Raw genomic sequence first — 20,325 nt, 5'->3', positions numbered from 1 at the left:
CTCTACCTCGCATGACCACGGTTCTACCTCGCGTGACCGGGGCTCTACCTCGCATGACCACGGTTCTACCTCGCGTGACCGGGGCTCTACCTCGCATGACCACGGTTCTACCTCGCGTGACCGGGGCTCTACCTCGCGTGACCACGGTTCTACCTCGGCGGGTCAGTGGTCGGGGCCGTGCTTCCCGTCCGGTGCGAGGGTGCGGCGGGGACCGGTGCCGTCGCCCGGGAGCGCGTCGGCGTCGTGGTCGTGGTGGGTGCCGCCGTCGGGGACGTCGATGCGGGACGGCGCCTGCTCGCCCGGGGCGACGACGACGAGCTGGCCCATCATGCCGCGGTCCTCGTGCGTGAGGAGGTGGCAGTGGAACATGTAGGGCGTGGTCGGGTCGGTCGTGCCCTCGGCGGCGTCGAACCGGACGAGCAGGCGCGTCACGCGCCCGGGCTGCGCGTAGACCGTGTCCTGCCACCCCGCGAGGTCCGGCCCCGGCGGCTCGCCGGCGACGTCGAGGACGCGGAACTGCACGTCGTGCACGTGGAAGTTGTGCGGGGTGTCGTCGAGCCCGGTGACCTCCCAGACCTCGGTCTCGCCGACGGTGACGACCTCGTCGATCCAGGCCATGTCCATGGAGCGTCCGTTGATCGCGGTCCCGGCGAGCTGGAAGCGGCGGGTGCGTACGGCGTCGGACTCGTCGAGCGCGTCCGCGGGGTCGGCGGTGCCGAGCGTGTCGGGGACGGCCGGGCTCGGCGCAAGCGTGCCGGCCGCACGGAGCTCGAGGAGGTCGAGGGTGTCGTCGCCGCCCGAGAAGCGCTCGAACAGCGGGTTCACGCCCAGCTCGGGCGGGAAGCTGCGCAGGACCGCGCGCTGTCCCGGGGCCATGGTCACGACGACCTCCGCCCGATCGCCCGGGGAGAGGCGCACGCGCTCGACCGTCTGCGGTGCGGGGAGCAGCCCGCCGTCGGTCCCGACGAGCTGGACCGTGCCGCCGTCGGCGAGGCCGACGTCGTAGACGCGCGAGTCGGAGCCGTTGAGCAGCCGCAGCCGCACGCGCTCGGTCGTGACGTCGAGGTAGGGCCCCGGGGTGCCGTTCACGAGCACCGTGTCGCCGAGCGGGCCGACCGGCGACAGGAAGGAGACGGCGTCGTCGAGCCGCCCGTCGGCGTGGAAGCTCTTGTCCTGGAGGATGACCGGGACGTCGTCGACGCCGTACTCGTGCGGCAGGTCGCCAGCGGGGCCGTCGACGGCGGCCGGGTCGTCGAGGAGGAACATCCCCGCGAGCCCGCGGTACACCTGGCTCGCCGTCTGCCCGTGCAGGTGCGGGTGGTACCAGAGCGTCGCGGCGGGCTGGTCGATCGTCCACGTGGGCGACCACGTCTCGCCCGGCTCGACCATCTGGTGCGGGCCGCCGTCCATCGCGGGCGGCAGGTGCATGCCGTGCCAGTGGAGGGTCGTGGTCTCGTCGAGCGCGTTCGTCACGTCGACGCGCACGCGCTCGCCACGGGCGGCGCGCAGGGTCGGGCCGAGGTAGTCGCCGTTGAGCCCGATGGTGGGCGTGGGCGCGGACCCGCCGAGGTCGGCGACGCCCTCACGCGCCTCGAGCTCGAAGACGCGCACGCCGTCCTCCACGCGCGACTCGGCGAGCGGCGGGACGGCGAGCGGCCGGGTGAACTCCACGGCGCCGGCGGTGCTCGTCGCCGCGCGCGCCCAGGAGACGCCGACGACCGCGACGACGGCACCCACGAACAGCACCGCGACGAGCCCGAGCACGAGGAGCACGCGAGCCAGCGGGCCCCGACGCCGTCGCGGTCTACCTTCCGGTGGTCCGGCGGGCGCTCCGGGGGCCGGCGGGACGGCGGGTGGCGGGGTGGTGTACGTGGTCGTCATCGGGCTTCTCCAAGGGGGACGACGGCGGTCGGCGGGTGCAGGTCGACAGCGGCCGGCGGTACGGGGCGACGCTGTCGACGCTAGGAACCGGGCGGTACCGGGCGCGTCCGCTCGGAAGCGTACGCCGGCCCGGAGCTGACCCCGAGCGCGCGGGCGCGCCGCTCGGGGTGGTCTCGGGGTCGTGGTCGACGGGTGGGGACGGACGGCGCGCCGGGGCGCCGACCGCTGCGCTCAGCGACGACGAGCGGCGAGGAGGCCGAGCGCCACCGCACCGGCGAGCGCGCCCCAGACCGCGTTGGTGAGCAGCATCGGGACGATCGCGACCGGGTGCGCCACGGGTCCCTGCAGCTCACCGGTGAGGATCGGTGACAGCACGGCACTGAGGATCAGCGCGAAGACGCCGTAGGCGAGCCCGACGGCCACGCCCGTCGCGAGCGGGTGCGCCGGGCGCGCGACGACGAGGGCACCGGTCCACACGACCGTGAGCACGAGCGTCGTCAGCAGCGGCGCGGCCGGTCGTCCGACGACGTCGTCGACCCCGGTGACGCTGAGGAGCGGGCGCACGAGCGCGAGCGCGCCGAGTCCGAGGACGAGCGGCCAGCTCAGCGAGCGGACGACCTGGCCCAGCGCGGGTCGGGCAGCGGGGCTCGGCGGCCCCGACCACCCCGGCGCCCCGAGTGGGACGGCGGGACGCGGCGGGACGGCGGGAGGCGGCGGGACGGCGGCACCGGGCGGGGCGGAAGGCGTGGGTGGGGTCGGGCGGTCGGGTGCGGGACCGGGAGTCGGGTTCATGCCCTCGACGCTAGGGAGCCGCGGTGCGGCACCGCGTCCGCCCGGACGCGCCACGCGATGCGTCGTCCCGCGCCCCGCGCGTACGCGTCTCGACGTAGTCGACCCTGACGTGGACCCGCCCCGCGACGGACGCGCGTCGGGGTGGGTCTTCCTAGACTCGGTGAGCGTGACGTCCCCCGACACCCCGCACGACCAGCCCCCCGGATCGCCGTCCGCGACCCGGTCGTCGCGCCCGTCGCCTCCGCCGTGGCTCATCGACGCCCTGCTGGGGTTCGCCGTGTTCGACGTCGTCGCGTTCGCCATCGCGGCCGACGTCGGCGGCACGCGCGCCGACCCGTGGGTCGCGTACCCGATCGCGCTGCTGCTCGGGCTCCTCGTGCTCGTCCGACGCCGGTTCCCGGTGGGGGTCCTCGTCGCGACCGCGCTGGTCATCTGCGCGTACTACACGCTCGACCTGCCGGCGATCGGCCTCGCGCTGCCGGTCTCCGTCGCCCTCTACTCGGCCGCGGTCGCGGGCCGGCTCGGGTGGGCGGTCGGCGTCGCGGCCGCGCTCGTCGTCGTCTCGACGTACTTCCGGCTCGCCGAGGGCGACGACGTCCGGTACGTGGTCGGCTACGAGCTGGCGACGACGGTGGCGCTCATGGCCGCGGCGATCGCCCTCGGGCACGGGTCCTTCGCCCGCCGGCAGCGCGACGAGCAGCGGCGGCACGCCGAGGCGCTGCGCGAGCAGACGCGGGAGCTCGAGGCCGCCGACCGGCTCGCGCACGACCGCGAAGCCGTCGCGCGCGACCTGCACGACGTCGTCGGGCACCACCTCGCCGTCGTCTCCCTGCACGCGAACGTCGCGCGCGAGGCCCTGGACGACGTCGCCGGCGACGACGCGGCGGGGTCGGACGCGCTCGCGACCGCACGCGCGGAGCTCGAGCTCGTGCGGTCGGCCACGACGACGGCGCTCGCGGACCTGCGCGGCACGGTGCGCGCGCTGCGCGGGTCGACGGCGCCCGCCGGGGTCGCTGACCAGGCCCGGCTCGACCGGCTCGAGGACCTCGCGCGCACGGCCCGGGCGGCCGGGCTCGACGTCGCCCTGGACGTCGACCTGCCGTCGGGGACGGCCGACGGCACCGCCGCGGGCGCGGCGGCGTACCGGGTCGTCCAGGAAGGCCTGACCAACGTCCTGCGGCACGCCGGCGCGCGTGCCGCCGTCGTCCGCGTGGCGCTGGAGCGTTCGCCCGGTGCACCGGGCGACGTGCTCGCGGTCGAGGTGCGCGACGACGGCCGCGGGGCACGGGGCGCGGGTGACGTAGCGGACCGTGGCGGGTTCGGGCTGCGAGGCCTGCGCGAGCGCGTCGCGGTCCTGGGCGGCACGGTCGAGACCGGCACGCCCGACGGCGGCGGGTTCCGGCTCCGGGCGCGCGTGCCGGTCACGCCCGGCGACGTGGTGCGCGGGACGGCTTCCGTGCAGGCCCCGCAGTCCTCGGGCGGGGGTGCCGCATGATCCGCGTCGTGCTGGTCGACGACCAGCCCCTCGTGCGGACGGGCATCCGCGCGCTCCTCGAGCGCGCGGACGACGTCGAGGTCGTCGGCGAGGCGGCCGACGGTCGCGAGGGCGTCGCGCTCGTGCGCCGCATGCGCCCCGACGTCGTCCTCATGGACCTCCAGATGCCCGTGCTCGACGGCATCGCGGCCACGCGTGAGATCGTCCACGACCCGGCCCCCGGCTCCGGGCCACCGGGCGGCGCGACGAGCGCGGCGGGTGCGGACGGTGCGGCGCCCGGACCGCGCGTCGTGGTCCTCACGACGTTCGACGACGACGCGAACCTCTTCGCGGCGCTGCGGGCCGGGGCGTCGGGCTTCCTGCTCAAGGACGCGAGCCCGGACGAGCTGCGCGGCGCGGTGCGCACGGCCGCCGCGGGCGACGCGCTGCTCTCCCCCGCGGTGACGGCGCGCGTGGTCGCGCAGGCGGTGGACGCCGGGCGGCGCGACGACGCGCTCGCCGCCGCGGTCGCCGACCGGCTCACGGACCGCGAGCGCGAGGTGCTCGCGCACGTCGGCCGCGGCCTGACGAACGACGAGATCGGCGCGGCCCTGTTCATGAGCCCGGCGACGGCCCGCACGCACGTGGGCCGCATCCTCGCCAAGCTGGGAGTGCGGGACCGGGCCGGTCTCGTCGTCGTCGCCTACGAGACCGGCCTGGTCCGCCCGGGCACCCCGCCGCGGTAGCGACCTCGGGTCAGGCGTCGAGACCGCGGCGCACGAGGAGCGGCGCGATGTCGGCGTCGCGACCGCGCAGCTCGCGGAACGACTGCAGCGGGTCCTGCGAGCCGCCGCGCGCGAGCAGCACGCGGCGGAAGCGCTCGCCGTTCTCGCGCGACAGGCCGCCGTTCTCGCGATACCACTCGACGGTGTCGGCGTCGAGCACCTCGGACCAGATGTAGGAGTAGTACCCGGCCGCGTACCCGCCGCCGAACACGTGGTTGTAGTACGTGGTGCGGTAGCGCGGCGGGACGGGCGCGAACGCGACGTCCGCCGCGTCGAGCGCGGCGGCCTCGAAGGGCACGACGTCCGCCTCGGACGACGGCACGCCGTCGGGCCCGACCTGGTGCCAGGCCTGGTCGAGCAGCGCCGCGGCGAGGTACTCGGTCGTGCCGAAGCCCTCGTTGAACTGGCGCGAGGCGAGCATCGTGTCGACCCACTCGGCGGGCATCGGCTCGCCCGTGACGTGGTGCACCGCGTACGAGCGCAGGATCGACGGCTCCCACGCCCACATCTCGTTGACCTGCGACGGGTACTCGACGAAGTCGCGCGGCACCTCCGTGCCCGACTGCGACGGGTAGCGCACGTCGGAGAACAGGCCGTGCAGCGCGTGCCCGAACTCGTGGAACAGCGTGATGACCTCGTCCCACACGAGCAGCGTGGGCTGGCCGGCCGGCGGCTTGACGATGTTGAGGTTGTTCACGACGACCGGCTTCTGCCCGAGCAGGTGGTTCTGGTCGACGAGGTTGTTCATCCACGCCCCGCCGCGCTTGGACTCGCGCGTGTACCAGTCGGCGAGGAAGAGGCCGAGGCCCTGGCCGGGCTCGCCCGGGGTCTCGGCGTCGAAGATCTCGAACACCCGCACGTCCGGGTGGTAGCCGACGAGGTCGTGGCGCTCGGCGAACGAGACGCCGAAGAGCTGGCCCGCCGCCGCGAAGACGCCGTCGTGCACGACGCGCTCGAGCTCGAGGTAGGGGCGCAGGAGGGCGTCGTCGAGCGCGTAACGGTCCTTGCGCACACGCTCGGCGTAGAACGACCAGTCGGACGCGCGCAGCGTGGCGCCCGGCTCGTCGGCCCGGAGCGCGGTCTCGAGGTCGGCCGCCTCGCGGCGCGCGTTCGCGACGGCGGCGGGAGCGAGCCGCGCGAGCATCGCGTTCACGGCGCCGGTCGTCTTCGCGGTCGCGTCCTCCGCGACGTACGCCGCGTGGTGCTCGTAGCCGAGCAGGCGTGCGCGCTCGGCGCGCAGGCGCACGGTCTCCAGGACGATCTCGCGCGTGTCGTGGTCGTCGCCGGTCGCCCCGCGCGCCTCCGACGCCTGCTGCACGCGCTCGCGCACGTCCCGGCGCGTGAGCGAGGCGAGGACGCCCTGCTGGGTGGGGAGCTGCATCTCCAGGAGCCACGCGCCCTCGTGCCCGCGCGACGCGGCGGCGGCCGCGGCGCCCGCGACCGCGTCGTCGGCGAGGCCGTCGAGCTCGGCGCGGTCCGTGACCAGGACGCTCGCCGCGTTCGCGCCCGCGAGCAGCTTGCGGCCGAACGCGGCCTCGAGCGTGGTGAGGCGGCCGTTGAGCGCGCGCAGGCGCTCCTGCTGCTCGGCGTCGAGCTCGACGCCGGAGCGGCGGAACCGGACGAGCAGCGTGTGCAGCAGCCACGCGGCGTCGGGCTCGAGGGTCTGCTCCCCGGCGTCGACGGCGTCCTCGAGCGCGCGGGCGCGCGCGTAGAGGCGCGCGTCCATGTAGATCGCGTCGTGGTGCGCCGCGAGCTCGGGCGCGAACTCCTCCTCGATCTGCTCCAGCCCGGGCGTCGCGTCGGCCGAGAGCTGGTTGTAGAACGCGTTGAGCACGCGCGCGAGGTCACGACCCGACCGCTCGAGCGCCGCGAGCACGTTCGCTTCGGTCGGCGACGCGTCGTCGGTCGCGACCGCCTCGATCGCGACGCGCTGGGCCGCCGTCGCGGCGCGCAGGGCGGGGAGGTAGTGCTCCTCGCGGATCGCGTCGTAGTCGGGCAGCTCGTACGGCAGCGCGGACGGCGCGGCGAACGGGTTGGCGGGATCGAGGTCGATCAGGGCGGAGGTGACAGCGGGCGCGGAGGTGGGCGCGGGCGCGTCGGTGCGCGTCGTGGGCTCGGAGGTCATGGTGCCCATCTTGACCCCGCGGGCGGGCGCGACGGAAACGCATTCGCGGACGCTCCGGGTCACCGGGGGGGGCGGTGCGTCAGGCGGCGCGGCCCGACGCCGGCGCGTCCGCCGGCCACGGCTCGTTCGGCTCGCGCGGGTCGTCGGGCAGGAGCGTGCCGAGCCACGCGTCGCGCCGCTCGCCGCGCTGGAGCGCGAACCCGCGCACCGCCCCCTCGACGCGGAAGCCGAGCCGCCAGGCCGTGCGCCGCGACGGCCAGTTGCCGACGTACGCCTGCCAGAAGAGCCGCGCGAGGCCCGCGCCCTCGGCATCGAACGCCCAGTCGACGACGAGCCGGCAGGCCGCGGTCGTGAGGCCGCGGCCCCGCGCCTCCGGTGCCGTCCAGTAGCCGATCTCGGCCGATCGCCGGCCCTGGGGCGCGTCGTCCAGGCTCAGGCCGATCATGCCGAGGAGTCGCCCGGCGCCGTCGGGACCGGGGATGCCCGAGGGTCCGGCGCTCTCGCGGACGCCCCACGTGAGGACGTCCCCGCGCTCCCACCCGGGGCCCACGTACTCCTGGACGAACTGCACCGCGTCCTCGCGCGCGTACGGGGAGGGGACGACGGTCCATGCCGCGACCGCCGGGTCCTGGCACGCGGCCGTGATCGCGTCGACGTCGTCGAGGGTCGGGGTGGACAGGTGGACGCGGCCGTCGTCGAGGGCGAAGGGATGCACCGCCCGAGCCTGGCACGTCCGGCGCGCGCCGTCACCCGGATTCGCCCGCGTCGTCCACGACGCCCGGTCTCCGACGGACGCGGCCGGTCACGGGCGCAGGGCGTCCTCTGCGGGCGTCCACGGCAGGTCGTGCGCCGCCGCGACCGCCTCGTTGAGGAGGACACCGCGGTGGGTGGACGCTCCCGCTCGGAGGACCGGGACGGCTCGCACCGCGTCCACGCCGCCGTCCGCGAGCGCCGCGACGTAGGGCAGCGTCGCGCTCGTGAGTGCGAGCGTGCTGGTCACGGGGACGGCGCCCGGCATGTTCGCGACGCAGTAGAACGTCGTCCCGTGCACGGCGAAGGTCGGGTCGTCGTGGGTCGTGGGCCGGGAGCCCTCGAAGCACCCGCCCTGGTCGACGGCGACGTCCACGAGGACGGCACCAGGGCGCATGCGCGCGACGAGGTCGTCGGTGACGAGCCGCGGGGCACGCGCGCCCGCCACGAGCACGGCTCCGACGACGAGATCGGCCTCGAGCACCTCGCGCTCGATCGCGTACGCGCTCGACACGACGGTGCGCACGTGGCCGGAGAACTCCTGGTCGACGGCGCGCAGCACGGGCAGCGAGAGGTCGACGACCGTGACCTCGGCACGCATGCCGACGGCGATCTCGGCCGCGTTGCGGCCCGCGGTCCCGCCCCCGAGCACGACGACACGGCCGGGCCGCGTCCCGGGCACGCCGCCGAGCAGGACGCCGCGGCCTCCGGCCGGCCGCTGCAGGAGCCAGGCGCCCACCTGGGTCGCCATCCGCCCCGCGACCTCGCTCATCGGCGCCAGCAGCGGCAGCGTCCCGTCCTGCGCCTGCGCCGTCTCGTACGCGACGGACGTCGTGCCGGCGTCGAGCAGGGCGCGCGTGCACGCCTCGTCCGCGGCGAGGTGGAGGTAGGCGAAGAGCAGGAGGTCCTCACGCAGGAGCGGGTGCTCGCTCGCGACCGGCTCCTTGACCTTGCACACGAGCTCGGCCTCGCCCCACACCTCCTCCGCGGTCGGCACGATGCGCGCGCCGGCACGCTCGAACTCGGCGTCGGACAGGTGGGAGCCGCTCCCGGCCCCCGACTGGACGAGCACGTCGTGCCCAGCCCGCACGAGGTGGTGGGCGCCGGCGGGGGTGAGCGCGACGCGGTCCTCGTGGTTCTTGACCTCGGTGGGTATCCCGATCCTCATGGTCCAGTGTGGTCGCACCACCCCGCTCCGCGCAGGGTGGCAGGATCTTGTCGGAGTGCGTCCTTCCTGCCGCTCGTCCCGGGAGCGCCGTGCGGCCAGGGTGGAGCCCGTGAACACGACGACACCTCCCGCGACGCCGCGCACCGTCCCGGACCACGGCGCGACGGCGAGCGACGCTCCCCCGCGCGAGCACCCGCCGTCGGGCACCCTGGGTCTCGCGCGCGGCAGCGCCCTCTACGTGGCGAGCGTGCTCGGTACGGGCGTGCTCGCGCTCCCCGGGCTGGCCACGCGCGTCGCCGGACCCGCGTCCGTCCTCGCCGTCGCACTGGTGCTCGTCGCGAGCATCCCGCTCGCCGGCACGTTCGCGGCGCTCGCCGCGCGGCACCCAGACCGGGGCGGCGTCGCGAGGGCGGTGCGCACCGCCCTCGGCCCGACGGCGGCTCGCGCCACGGGCTACTGGTTCTACCTCGGCGTGTGCGTCGGCGTCCCCGTCGTGGCGGTGCTCGGCGCGGAGTACGTCGTCGCGGTCGTGGGGGCGGACCGCGGCGTCGTCCCCGTCGTGGCCGTCGCGCTCGTCGTCGTGCCGGCGATCGCCGTGGCGCTCGGGATCCGCGTGGCCGGCGCCGTCCAGCTCGGGCTCACGTCCCTGCTGCTCGCCGCCGTCGTCGTGGTGGTCGCCGTGGCGGCGCCCGCCGCGAGCGCCGAGCGGTTCACCCCGTTCCTCAGCGAGGGCTGGGCCGGGGTCGGCTCCGCGGTGAGCCTCTTCGTGTGGGCGTTCGCGGGCTGGGAGGTCGGGACGCACGTCTCGGCCGACTTCCGCGACCCGCGCCGCACCATCCCCGCCGCGACGGGCGTCGCGCTCGTCGTCGTCGGCCTCGCCTACCTCGCGCTCCAGGTGACGACCGTCGGAGTCCTCGGGACCGAGGCGGGCTCCGGCACGGTCGCGCTGCTCGACCTCGCCCGCACCGGCGCACCCGCCGCCGGGCCCGTGGTCGTGGGCGTCGTGGCGGCGATCGTCACGTCGGGCGTGCTCACCGCCTACCTCGCGGCCTTCGCGAACCTCGGCCAGGCGCTCGCGCGCGACGGCGACCTGCCGCGCCCGCTCGCCGCGCTCTCCGGTCGCGCCTCGGTCCCGCGGCGCGCGCTCGCCGTCACGCTCGCGCTCAGCGCGGCCTACCTCGGGGTGCTCGTGGCCACCGGACTGGACCTCGAGCCGTTCGTGCGCGTGCACACGAGCTCCATGGTGGCCGTGTACGCGCTCGGGATGGTCGCCGCCCTGCGCCTGCTCCCCCGCCGGAGCGCGGGCTGGTGGCTGGCGGCCGTCGCGACCGTCCTCACCGGCGTGCTGCTCGTCCTCGCCGGCGCCTCCCTGGTCGCACCCGCCGCGCTCGCCCTCGCCGCGGTCGCTGTGGCGGTCGCGAAGCGTCGTCCCAGGGGGTGAGATTCGCCCGCCCCGGGTCGTTCCCCGTCCCCGGGAGGTCCGCTACGGTCGACCGCATGCCCACGTGGACGGACCCGGGCCCGGTCGAGTTCGACGCCGTCGTGATCGCCGCGGGGACCCGTTCGGGAGCCTTCGTGGCGCTCCCCTACGACGCCGTCGACCTGTTCGGCACGCGGGGGCGCGTCCCGGTGGTCGCGGAGGTCGACGACGTGCCGTACCGCGCCTCGCTCGTCGCCTACGGCGGCCCGCACCTGCTCGCGCTGCTGCGGTCGGTGCGCGCCGAGACCGGCAAGGGGGTCGGGGACACCGTGCACGTCTCCGTGCGGCTCGCCGCAGAGGTCTCGGCCGTCCCGCGCTGAGGCCGTCGCCGGGCCCCTGCCGGGCGGTCGTCGCGGCTCAGCCGGCCGCGTCGTCGACCGGGCGGGCCGGGGGCCCGGGAAGCACGTCCCCGAGCGCGATCTCCTTCGCGGTCGGCAGGTCGTCCTCCATCGGTGGGTCCTTGTGCCGCAGGTGGGAGAACACGGACCACGCGACCGCGACGAGCGGCACGGAGACGACGGCGCCCAGGATCCCCGCCAGGAGCGTCCCCGCGGTCACCGCGATCGCGACGACGACCGGGTGCAGCGAGACCTGCTTGCCCATGACGAGCGGCTGGAGGATGTGGCCCTCGAACTGCCCGATGAGCGCGATGCCGATCGTCACGACGAGCGCGATGACGATGCCCTTGGCCGCGAGCGCCACGATGGCGGCGATGATCATCGCGAGCGGTGCCCCGATGATGGGGATGAACGCCCCGATGAAGACGAGCACCGCGAGCGGCGCGGCGAGCGGCACGCCCAGGATCCCGAGGAAGATGCCGGCGAGGATGCCGTCGACCAGGGCGATGATCACGGTGCCCCGCGCGTAGCCGGAGAACGTGTACCAGCCCGCGCCGCCCGCGATCTTCCAGCTGTCGCGCGAGCGCGACGGGAGCTGGTTGAGGAACCACGTCCACATGTCCTTGCCCTTGGCGAGGAAGAACACGGTGCAGAAGATCGCGAGGGCGATCGCGGCGAACGCCTCGAACACCGAGCCCGCGCTCGCGGCCGCCTGGCTCGCGATGTCGCCACCGTGCTCCGTGAGCCACTGCCGGCCGTTGTCGATCCACCCGTTGACGTCGTCCGCCGTGATCGTCACCGGCAGCGGACCGTTCTCGAGGAAGTCGAAGATCTGCTCGATGCCCTGGTCGAACTGCTCGGCGAGGCTCTGCCACTGGCCCGCGACCGACGTGATGACGTACGTCAGCAGGCCCGCGATGAACAGCAGCGCCGTGAGGATGGCGAGCCCTGTGGCCAGACCCCGCGGCATGACCCTGGCGTAGAAGTCGGTCACGGGTCGCAGGACCGACGTGATGACGAGCGCCAGGAAGACCGCCACGAAGACGAGCTGCACCTGCGCCGTCGCGAAGAAGATGAGGGCGACGGCCGCGACGATCATGAGCAGGCGCCACGACCAGCCCGCGGTCGTGCGCAGCCACGCGGGCACCGACTCGTCGTACCCGACCACCGACGGGTTGCGTCTCGCCCCGGCGACCTTGCGCGCCGCGCTCGACGCCCCCGCGAGGTGCTTCACCGACGCCGCCGAGCGGTCCGAACCGGAACCCGGGCGTGGGGTGGGCGTCGCCGCCGCCGGCCGCTGCTCGTCCGTCACACGTGCCTCCGCCCGGTCGTGGCCACCATCCCGCCCAGTGTGCCCCAGGTCGTCCCACTACGCCGGACGCCGCACCCGGACCGTGGTCCCGACTCCTGGCCGGTCCCGACCGGTGACCCGCGATGTGAGGACCACCCCCGAACCGTGCTATGTTTTTCCCCGCACCGGAACGGCGGAAACGCCGGGAAGGTCCACTCGTCCGGGTGGCGGAATGGCAGACGCGCTAGCTTGAGGTGCTAGTGCCCTTTATCGGGCGTGGGGGTTCAAGTCCCCCTCCGGACACTGTAGAGACGGCCTCTGAACTGCGGAAACGTAGTGCAGAGGCCGTTCTCGTGCGTCCACCCGGCGCGCCTCTCGTGTGCCACCAGCATCGACCCCTCCCCCAGCCAGCCTTCTGACCTGTACCAGCGACGCTGGTTTCCGGAGGGAGCCTCGCGGGCACACGCCGCGCGTTCCCGTCGATCGCGTCACGACGACCCGGCGACGACCGTGAGCTACACGCGAGCTCATCGGCAGGCCGGGCACGGGACCTACGGCGCCGACCACGCGCGGGTCACAGGCGCCGAGCTGACGGTCATCCCCAGCGGCAAGATCATCCGCCCGGCCCCGGCCGACGTGCTCGCTGACGCTGTCGCCCGCGTCTCCTGCCGTCCGGACATCGAGGAACCTTGGGGGTTCGAGGATGCGGCGGTACGGCAGACCCGTCCTCGCTGCGTCGATACCGCCACGACCCGACTCGAAGCACTCATGCCCGCTACGCACGGCGACCCCGTCGCCGCGAGGTCATGGATGTGCGAAGCGAAGTCGACACGTCGACCTCTCTGCACCCAAACCGGGCACGGCGTAGAGAGAGTCTGCAAAATTGCCGTTGGTCAACCGGTTGACCACCCGCCGTCAGACGCGCTACGGTCTGCGCAACCGCTTAACCACGACGATGGGTAGCAATGGACCAGCGAGGGTTCTACCAGCCGACGGACGCCTGGGTGGGGGATGTCATCCCCTGGCAGGAGGACGGTGTGTTCCACCTCTTCTACCTGCACGAGAGGCGTCGCACGCCCAAGGAGGGCATGCCGTGGCGCCGGGTCGTCACCGACAACCTGGTGGACTTCCACGACGCCGGGGAGGCGCTCGCCTCAGGCGGGCCGTCTGCGACGGACTTCAACGTCTACACCGGAAGCATCGTCGTGGACGGCGACGGGACCCACCACGCGTTCTACACCGGGCAGAACCCGGGGATCGTCGGCGCGGACGGGCGACCGCTCCAGGTGGTGATGCACGCGACGAGCCGCGACGAGATGAGCTCCTGGCAGAGCCACCCGGAACGGACGTTCGGCGCGACGCCGGGGTATGAGACCGGCGACTGGCGCGACCCGTTCGTGTTCCGGGACGACGAGGCCGGACTCTGGCGCATGCTGATCACGGCCCGGCACGACCACGGGCCCGAGCGTCGACGGGGCGTCATCGCCCAGTGCGTCTCGCGCGACCTCACCACGTGGGAGCCGGCGGCGCCGTTCTGGGACCCGCACCGGTACGTCGCTCACGAGTGCCCCGAGGTCTTCCAGTGGGGCGAGTGGTGGTACCTCGTCTACTCGGAGTTCAGCGACGCCTTCACGACGCGCTACCGGATGGCCCGCAGCCTGGACGGCCCGTGGCTCGTGCCGGAGCACGACACGCTCGACGGGCGCGCGTACTACGCCGCCAAGTCCGCGGAGCGTGACGGCCGCCGGTTCTTCTTCGGCTGGATCGCCTCCCGCGAGGGCGCGACCGACGACGGAGCGTGGCAGTGGGCGGGCACGATGTCCGTGCTCGAGGCCGAGCAGCGCGAGGACGGCACGCTCGCCCTCCACCCCACCCGCGAACTGCGCGACACGTTCGGCGAGGCCGTGGACGTCGTCCCCGCCGGGACGACGCTCACCGCCCCCGACGGGCACGTGAGCGTTCTCTCCCCCAAGGACGCACCGATCGCGTTCCGCCTCACGGCCCGGTTCGACGTCGCCGCGGGAACCCGCGAGGTCGGCCTCCTGCTACGCGCGAGCGCGGACGGCGACGAGGGGTACGTGCTGCGCCTCGAACCGCACCGCCAACGCCTCGTCCTGGACCGGTGGCCACGCCGACAGACCGGTACCGAGCAGTGGCAGATCTCCGGGGACGTGCCGTTCGCCGTCGAGCTCGAGCGCCCCTGTGCGATCGAGCCCGGCGAGCACGAGCTCGAGGTGATCGTCGACGGCGACCTGTGCATCGCCACCGTCGACGACGCGACAGTGCTGAGCACCCGCTTCTACGACCGGCCGACCGGTCGCGTGGGCGCCTTCGTCGGCGAGGGCACCGCGACGCTGAACCGTCTCACGCTCGCCACCCCGGGCGGCCGTGGCCCGGCGCGAGTTCTCGACGACGCCACCGTCCTCGGCGACGACGTGCTCGCCCCGGCGACGTAGCCCCGACCCCGACCCGCTGCACCACAGCCCCATCGATCAACGGAGATTTCCACCATGGCCATCAGGAAGCGCAACGCAGCACTCCTCGCCGCCGCCGTGACCACCGCCCTCGCACTCACCGGGTGCGCCGGCGGGACCGGCGGCGCCGACCCGACCGATGTCAACCCCGAGGGTGAGATCTCACCTCGCGAGATCTCCTGGCTCCTCTCGCGACCTGCTGACGGCGGCGTGATCACCGCGATGGAACAGATCGCCGACGAGTACGCGGCCGAGCACCCCGGATTCTCGCTGAACCTCATCACCACACCGGACCGGCCGTCCTACATCCAGAAGTACGAGACCCTCGCGGCCGCGAACAAGCTCCCGGAGCTCTTCGACACCGACGCCACACCTTTCGCGCAGAAGCTCGCGAGCCAGGACCGGATGATCGACGTCGACGCCCTGCTCGACGACCTCGGACTGGCGGAGAACTACCGCGAGGCCGCTCTGGGCTACCAGCGGTTCGACGACGGCTCGCTGTACATGGTTCCGTTCGAGTTCCAGCTCGAGTTCTTCTGGTACAACACCGCACTGTTCGAGAAGGCGGGCGTCACGATCCCCGCGAGCCTCGACGACTTCCCGCAGCTCTGCCGGGACCTGCGCGCCCAGGGCATCACGCCGATCGCGCTCGACGGCCAGGACCAGTGGCCGCTCGAGCGGTACATGGCCTACTACCCGTTCCGCATGGCAGGCCCGGAGTACGTCCAGGACCTCAAGAACGGCGACGCGTCGTTCTCTGATCCCGCGGGTGTCGCCGCCGCCGAGTGGCTGTCCGAGCTCGGGAAGGCCGGTTGCTTCCAGGAGGGCTTCTCCTCCACCGGCTACGCCGACGCCCAGGCGCTGTTCACGTCGGGGAAGGCCGGAGTCTACAACATCGGGACCTGGGAGCTGGGCAACCTCGCGACCGAGTCGCTCGACGCGGGCGTGCGCGACGACGTGGACTACTTCACCCTCCCGACGATCGACGGTGCGGTCACCACGGACGACGAGTACGTCACGCCTTCCGGGATCGGCATGGCGGTCAACGCCCAGACGTACGACCCGCTGGTCCGGGACTTCCTGAAGTTCGCGCTCGAGCGGTACCCCGAGATCTACGCGGTCACGGGTGCGATCTCCCCGACGACGACCGTGCAGACCACGATCCCGGCCGACGCGACCCCGCTGTACTCGCGCGCGGTCAAGCAGGCGGACACGGTCGGACCCAAGATCGCGATGCCCTGGGACACGCAGCTCGACCCGGCCACCAACACGCGGCTCCAGCAGGAGCTGACGTTGCTGGTCCAGGGCGACATCACGCCGGACGAGTTCGTGACGACCATGGACGCGACGCTGCGGGAGAACATCGATGACTGACACCGCCACGGTCGACGTCGCGGCCCGACCTCGACCTCGACCTCGACCTCAGCCACGGCGCCAACCCCTGAGGTCGTCGATGCTGCCGCGCCGGTCGCGGATCGCGGTCCTGGTCTTCCTCGTGCCCCCGCTGCTTCTGTACGGCGTGGCGGTGCTGCTCCCGATCGTGCAGTCACTGTTCCTGAGCCTGTTCCGGTGGGACGGGATCAGCGACATGGACTTCGTCGGTCTCGACAACTACGCCAAGATGTTCACGCGCGACGACGTCTTCTGGACCGCGTTCGGCAACGCCCTCGGCTACCTCGTGATCTGCCTCGTGCTCCAGCTCGGCGGCGCGCTGGCCGTCGCCGGCCTGCTGACGGCGCTGCCCCGGGCACGCGAGCTCGTCAAGACGCTCTACCTGCTGCCCGCCGTCATCTCGACCGTGGCGATCGCGTTCCTGTTCCAGCGCATCTACTCCCTCGAGCCCGTCGGCCTGCTCAACCAGATCCTCGGATGGGTCGGGCTGGAGAGCCTGCAGACCGCATGGCTGTCGAACGTGGACACCGTGCTCGCCGCGGTGTCCGTGCCCGAGGGTTGGCGCTTCACCGGCCTGTACATGCTCATCGTCTACGCGGCGCTGATCGCTGTGCCCCGCGAGCTCGAGGAGGCCGCTCGCCTCGACGGCGCGTCGTGGTGGCAGGTGTTCTGGCGGATCCGCTTCCCCTACATCCGGCCGGTGTGGATCACGACGACGATCATGGCGACGACCTTCGCCCTGCGCGGTTTCGACATCCCGTACCTGCTCACGAACGGCGGCCCCGGCCAGGCCTCCGAGCTGCTGACGACCTACATGTACAAGACCGCGTTCGTGCACACCGACTACGGCTACGCCAGCGCGATCTCCGTGTTCATCGTGGTCGAGTGCCTCGTCGCCGTCGGCCTCATCTTCCTCCTGCTCCGTCGAAGGGACGCCTCGTGACCACGCCCGTCCTGGCCCGATCCACGGGTGTCACCACGCACCCCACGCGCCCACCGGTCCGCGCGCACTCCTCGCGCTCCTCGCGGCTGCGCGTCCAGCGCACGCTGCTGACCGTCACGATCGTCGCGATCGTCGTCGTCCAGGTCTATCCCCTCGCCTGGCTGTTCCTCACGAGCTTCCGCACCGCTGCCGACTTCGCGGGCGGCAACCCGTTCGCGATCCCCGGCGAGCTCACGCTCGAGAACTACTCGCGAGCGTTCGCGACCGGCAACCTGTGGATGAACATCGTCAACAGCTTCGTCGTGACCCTCGGCGCGAGCGCGCTCATCGTCGTCGCCGGGATGATGGGTGCCTTCGCCCTGCAGGTGCTCGGCTTCCGGTTCAGCGGACTCGTGCGCGCCCTGTTCCTGCTGGGCATCATCGTTCCCGTCCAGATCGCGCTCGTCCCGCTCTTCGTCGACTACGCGCAGGTCGGGCTGCTCGACACGTACGCCTCGATGATCATCCCGCTCGCAGCGTTCTCGCTGCCGATGGCGATCTACCTGTTCTCCTCGTTCTACGAGTACATCCCCCGGGAGATGTACGAAGCGGCGTCGCTCGACGGCGCAGGCCCGTACCGGATCTTCGCCCGCATCACGACCCCGCTGTCGGTGAACACCATCATCACGGTGGTGCTCGTGAACAGCATCTTCATCTGGAACGACTTCATCTTCGCCAACACGTTCGTCCTGTCCGACGGGCTCAAGACCATCCCGCTCGGCCTGCAGAACTACATCGGCGCGATGGGGAACACCGACTGGACGGCGACCTTCGCGGCCGTGTGTGTCACCGTGACCCCGTTGCTGCTGGTATTCCTCGTCCTGAACAAGGCGATGATCAACGGGCTCGAGAGCGGGGCGACCAAGGGATGAGCACGGCAGGAAACGGCAAGCACGGTGCGACCGTCACGATGCGCGACGTCGCGAAGCTCGCGGGCGTCTCGGTCGCCACGGTCTCGCACGTCGTGAACGACAAGCCCGGTGCGCGCATCGGCAAGGACGCCCGGCGACGGGTGCACGAGGCCGTCGAGCAGCTCGGCTACCGCCCCAACGCGCTGGCGAAGACCCTCTCCCGCGGCACCTCCCCGTTCATCGGCCTCGTCGCCGACGAGATCGCCACGACCCCGTTCGCGGGCCAGATCATCCACGGGGCACAAGACGAGGCGTGGAAGCACGGCTACGTCCTGCTGGTCGCCAACACCGACGGCAACGTGGCTGCCGAGAACGACGCCATCGCGATGATGCTCGAGCACCAGGTGCGCGGCATCCTGTACTCCACCTGGTACCACCGCAAGATCGTCGTCCCCGAGTCGCTGCACCAGACCGACACGATCCTCGTCGACTGCTACGCCGACGGCAGCGGTCTGCCCGCCGTGGTCCCCGACGAGGAGCAGGGCGGACGGACCGCCACCGAGGAGCTCCTCGCCGCGGGCCACCGGCGCATCGCCTTCCTGAACACCACCACCCCGTCGCCCGCCCAGACCGGTCGCCTGGCCGGATACCGCGCCGCGCTCGAGGCGGCCGGCGTCGACCACGACCCCCGGCTCGTCGTGTCCGTGGCGCCCGAGCAGGAGGGCGGCTACGCCGGGACGTCGCACGTCGTCGAGTCCGGAGCGACCGCCGTGTTCTGCCACAACGACCGCGTGGCGATGGGCGTCTACGACGGCCTGCGCGAGCGGGGGCTGCGTATCCCCGACGACGTCGCCGTCATGGGGTTCGACAACCAGGACGTCATCTCCGCCCACCTGCGCCCGACCCTCTCCACGGTCGCGCTGCCGCACTACGAGCTCGGTGCCGCAGGCGTGCGGATGCTCCTCGGCGTCGACCCCGCACCGGACGACCATCCCCGTCTCGTCGTCTGCCCGCCGGTCCGCCGGCACTCGGTCTGAGGGGGCGCCCCGTGCGAACGACGAGCACCGACGTGCCGCGGCCCCGCTTCCACTTCACCCCCCGCAGACACTGGATGAACGACCCGAACGGGCTCGTGCACCACGGGGGCCTGTGGCACCTGTACTTCCAGCACAACCCGGAGGGTTCCGACTGGGGCAACATGAGTTGGGGCCACGCCGTCAGCCCCGATCTGGAGCACTGGACCGAGCACCCCGTGGCACTGAGGCACCGCGTGGGCGAACAGATCTTCTCCGGCTCCGTGGTCGCGCCACGCTCGGGCGACGACGTGCTCACCGCGTACTACACCAGCGCCTACGACGACGGACACCAGGCACAGTCACGCGCGACCAGCCACGACGGCGGCTTCACGTGGCAGACCGATCCCGGGAACCCGGTCCTCGACCGAGGCACCACCGCCTTCCGCGACCCCAAGGTGATCCGCTACGACGACGACCGCACCGCCCGGTGGGTCATGCTCACCGTCGAGGCGGACGACCGGCAGGTCCTGCTCTACTCCTCCGACGACCTGGTGTCCTGGGAGCACCTGAGCACCTTCGGGCCCCTGGGCACGACCGGCGTCGTGTGGGAGTGCCCCGACCTCGTCAGGCTGTCCCTGGACGGCGACGCCGCCGACCCTCGGTGGGTGCTGCTGCTCAGCACCAACCCCGCAGGCGACGACGCTGATCCCGCGGGCTCATCGATGCACTACGTCGTCGGGCACTTCGACGGCACCTCTTTCACCCCCGACTCCCCCGAGCTGCGTCCGCTGGACCACGGGCGCGACTACTACGCGGCCGTCACGTTCGACAACGCTCCGGACGGCGAGGTGGTGACGGTCGGGTGGATGAGCAACTGGCGCTATGCGCACGCGTTCCCGTCCACGCCGTGGCGCGGCGCGATGTCGTTGCCGCGTGCCCTCGGACTACGAACCGTCGACGGGCGGCCCTCGCTCGTGCAGGCACCGCCGGCCTTCGTCCGGGCGCGACTTGAGCACGCGCCGACGGAACCGCTGGCCGTCGGCGACAGCCCTGCCGACCTGTCCCTCTCTGGGCACTCCCTGGTCGAGCTTCGCTGGGACCCCTCGTCCACCGGTGTGATCAGCCTGCAGCTGCGCGGGGAGGCGGGGTCCTTCGTCGACCTCGTGCACGAGCCCCGCACCGGGACGCTCCGCCTCACCCGGGGAGGCCCCCCTGCCGAGTCGGTCCACCCGGACTTCCCGTCGACGAGCACGCTGCCGCTACCCGGGGACCGCCCGGCACGGCTGCTCCTGAGCGTCGACGGGCCCCTCCTCGAGGTCTTCGTCGGGGACGGTGAGGCGACCGCGTCGAACCTGGTCCTGCTCGGCAGCGCGGGTGTGACCGCGAGCCTCGAGACGGCTCGGCCGGCAACCGTGCACGTCACCTTCGTCGGGGGGGGGGGGGGGGGGGGGCGGGGGCGCCGCCCGGGGGGGGGGGGGCCCCCCCCCCGGCGGCGCGGGCGGGCGCCCCCCCCCGCGCCCGCGGGC

Annotated in this window: 16 protein-coding genes and 1 tRNA gene; 11 read left to right on the top strand and 6 right to left on the bottom strand. The window is 73.2% G+C overall.

Annotated features, from left to right (window positions below; genetic code table 11):
* Nucleotides 1–162 precede the first annotated feature (162 nt).
* Together ACFWH7_RS12975 and ACFWH7_RS12970 are read right to left on the bottom strand one after the other, a co-directional pair.
* Nucleotides 163–1,773, bottom strand: coding sequence for a multicopper oxidase family protein (locus tag ACFWH7_RS12975; protein WP_378216923.1), 1,611 nt, complete (start codon nucleotides 1,771–1,773; stop codon nucleotides 163–165).
* Between the two features lie 339 nt (nucleotides 1,774–2,112).
* Nucleotides 2,113–2,673 carry a hypothetical protein gene (locus tag ACFWH7_RS12970; RefSeq protein WP_378216922.1) on the bottom strand — a complete coding sequence of 187 codons (561 nt, stop codon included), beginning with the start codon at nucleotides 2,671–2,673 and terminating at the stop codon, nucleotides 2,113–2,115.
* Nucleotides 2,674–2,839: 166 nt separating this feature from the next.
* On the opposite strand from ACFWH7_RS12970, the gene ACFWH7_RS12965 reads away from it, so the two are divergent.
* Together ACFWH7_RS12965 and ACFWH7_RS12960 are read left to right on the top strand one after the other, a co-directional pair.
* Nucleotides 2,840–4,168: a sensor histidine kinase gene (locus ACFWH7_RS12965; protein ID WP_378216921.1), complete on the top strand. Its 1,329-nt coding sequence runs from the start codon at nucleotides 2,840–2,842 to the stop codon at nucleotides 4,166–4,168.
* Nucleotides 4,165–4,893, top strand: coding sequence for a response regulator (locus tag ACFWH7_RS12960; protein ID WP_378216920.1), 729 nt, complete (start codon nucleotides 4,165–4,167; stop codon nucleotides 4,891–4,893). The genes ACFWH7_RS12965 and ACFWH7_RS12960 overlap by 4 nt, the downstream gene beginning before the upstream one ends.
* A gap of 10 nt (nucleotides 4,894–4,903) precedes the next feature.
* Here ACFWH7_RS12960 and ACFWH7_RS12955 read toward each other — a convergent pair whose 3' ends face one another.
* The 3 genes from ACFWH7_RS12955 to ald form a co-directional block, all read right to left on the bottom strand.
* Nucleotides 4,904–7,057 (bottom strand): M3 family metallopeptidase, encoded by a 2,154-nt coding sequence (locus ACFWH7_RS12955; RefSeq protein ID WP_378216919.1) that lies wholly within the window; start codon nucleotides 7,055–7,057, stop codon nucleotides 4,904–4,906.
* A 79-nt stretch (nucleotides 7,058–7,136) separates the two neighbouring features.
* A complete protein-coding gene (locus ACFWH7_RS12950; RefSeq protein ID WP_378216918.1) occupies nucleotides 7,137–7,772 on the bottom strand; it encodes a GNAT family N-acetyltransferase in 636 nt (211 codons plus the stop codon).
* 87 nt (nucleotides 7,773–7,859) lie between these two features.
* Nucleotides 7,860–8,975 carry an alanine dehydrogenase gene (gene ald, locus ACFWH7_RS12945; protein WP_378216917.1) on the bottom strand — a complete coding sequence of 372 codons (1,116 nt, stop codon included), beginning with the start codon at nucleotides 8,973–8,975 and terminating at the stop codon, nucleotides 7,860–7,862.
* 109 nt (nucleotides 8,976–9,084) lie between these two features.
* Here ald and ACFWH7_RS12940 point away from each other — a divergent pair, with 109 nt between their 5' ends.
* Nucleotides 9,085–10,416: an APC family permease gene (locus tag ACFWH7_RS12940; protein ID WP_378216916.1), complete on the top strand. Its 1,332-nt coding sequence runs from the start codon at nucleotides 9,085–9,087 to the stop codon at nucleotides 10,414–10,416.
* 56 nt (nucleotides 10,417–10,472) lie between these two features.
* Nucleotides 10,473–10,775 carry a DUF1905 domain-containing protein gene (locus tag ACFWH7_RS12935; RefSeq protein WP_378216915.1) on the top strand — a complete coding sequence of 101 codons (303 nt, stop codon included), beginning with the start codon at nucleotides 10,473–10,475 and terminating at the stop codon, nucleotides 10,773–10,775.
* A gap of 37 nt (nucleotides 10,776–10,812) precedes the next feature.
* Here the strand turns inward: ACFWH7_RS12935 and ACFWH7_RS12930 are convergent, their stop codons facing one another.
* Nucleotides 10,813–12,105, bottom strand: a complete 1,293-nt coding sequence (locus ACFWH7_RS12930; protein WP_378216914.1) for an AI-2E family transporter — start codon at nucleotides 12,103–12,105, stop codon at nucleotides 10,813–10,815.
* A 197-nt stretch (nucleotides 12,106–12,302) separates the two neighbouring features.
* On the opposite strand from ACFWH7_RS12930, the gene ACFWH7_RS12925 reads away from it, so the two are divergent.
* The 7 genes from ACFWH7_RS12925 to ACFWH7_RS12895 form a co-directional block, all read left to right on the top strand.
* Nucleotides 12,303–12,387: transfer RNA gene (locus ACFWH7_RS12925), tRNA-Leu, on the top strand.
* A gap of 662 nt (nucleotides 12,388–13,049) precedes the next feature.
* Entirely contained in the window at nucleotides 13,050–14,540 is a 1,491-nt protein-coding gene (locus tag ACFWH7_RS12920; RefSeq protein WP_378216913.1) for a GH32 C-terminal domain-containing protein, read from the top strand.
* 54 nt (nucleotides 14,541–14,594) lie between these two features.
* Nucleotides 14,595–15,932 (top strand): ABC transporter substrate-binding protein, encoded by a 1,338-nt coding sequence (locus ACFWH7_RS12915; RefSeq protein WP_378216912.1) that lies wholly within the window; start codon nucleotides 14,595–14,597, stop codon nucleotides 15,930–15,932.
* A 79-nt stretch (nucleotides 15,933–16,011) separates the two neighbouring features.
* Nucleotides 16,012–16,893 carry a carbohydrate ABC transporter permease gene (locus ACFWH7_RS12910; RefSeq protein ID WP_378216911.1) on the top strand — a complete coding sequence of 294 codons (882 nt, stop codon included), beginning with the start codon at nucleotides 16,012–16,014 and terminating at the stop codon, nucleotides 16,891–16,893.
* On the top strand, nucleotides 16,890–17,804 hold the full coding sequence (locus tag ACFWH7_RS12905) for a carbohydrate ABC transporter permease (protein WP_378216910.1): 915 nt from the start codon (nucleotides 16,890–16,892) through the stop codon (nucleotides 17,802–17,804). The genes ACFWH7_RS12910 and ACFWH7_RS12905 overlap by 4 nt, the downstream gene beginning before the upstream one ends.
* A complete protein-coding gene (locus ACFWH7_RS12900) occupies nucleotides 17,801–18,820 on the top strand; it encodes a LacI family DNA-binding transcriptional regulator (protein ID WP_378216909.1) in 1,020 nt (339 codons plus the stop codon). Before ACFWH7_RS12905 ends, ACFWH7_RS12900 begins: the two co-directional genes overlap by 4 nt.
* Nucleotides 18,821–18,831: 11 nt before the next feature.
* Nucleotides 18,832–20,325 (top strand): glycoside hydrolase family 32 protein (locus tag ACFWH7_RS12895; protein ID WP_378216908.1); only part of this gene is annotated, 1,494 nt, incomplete at its 3' end.

The organism is Cellulosimicrobium cellulans (assembly GCF_042723955.1).
In the GTDB taxonomy this organism is placed as follows: domain Bacteria; phylum Actinomycetota; class Actinomycetes; order Actinomycetales; family Cellulomonadaceae; genus Cellulosimicrobium; species Cellulosimicrobium cellulans_H.
Note: the sequence above shows the minus strand (reverse complement) of the source record. Positions and strands in the feature narration are given on the sequence as shown.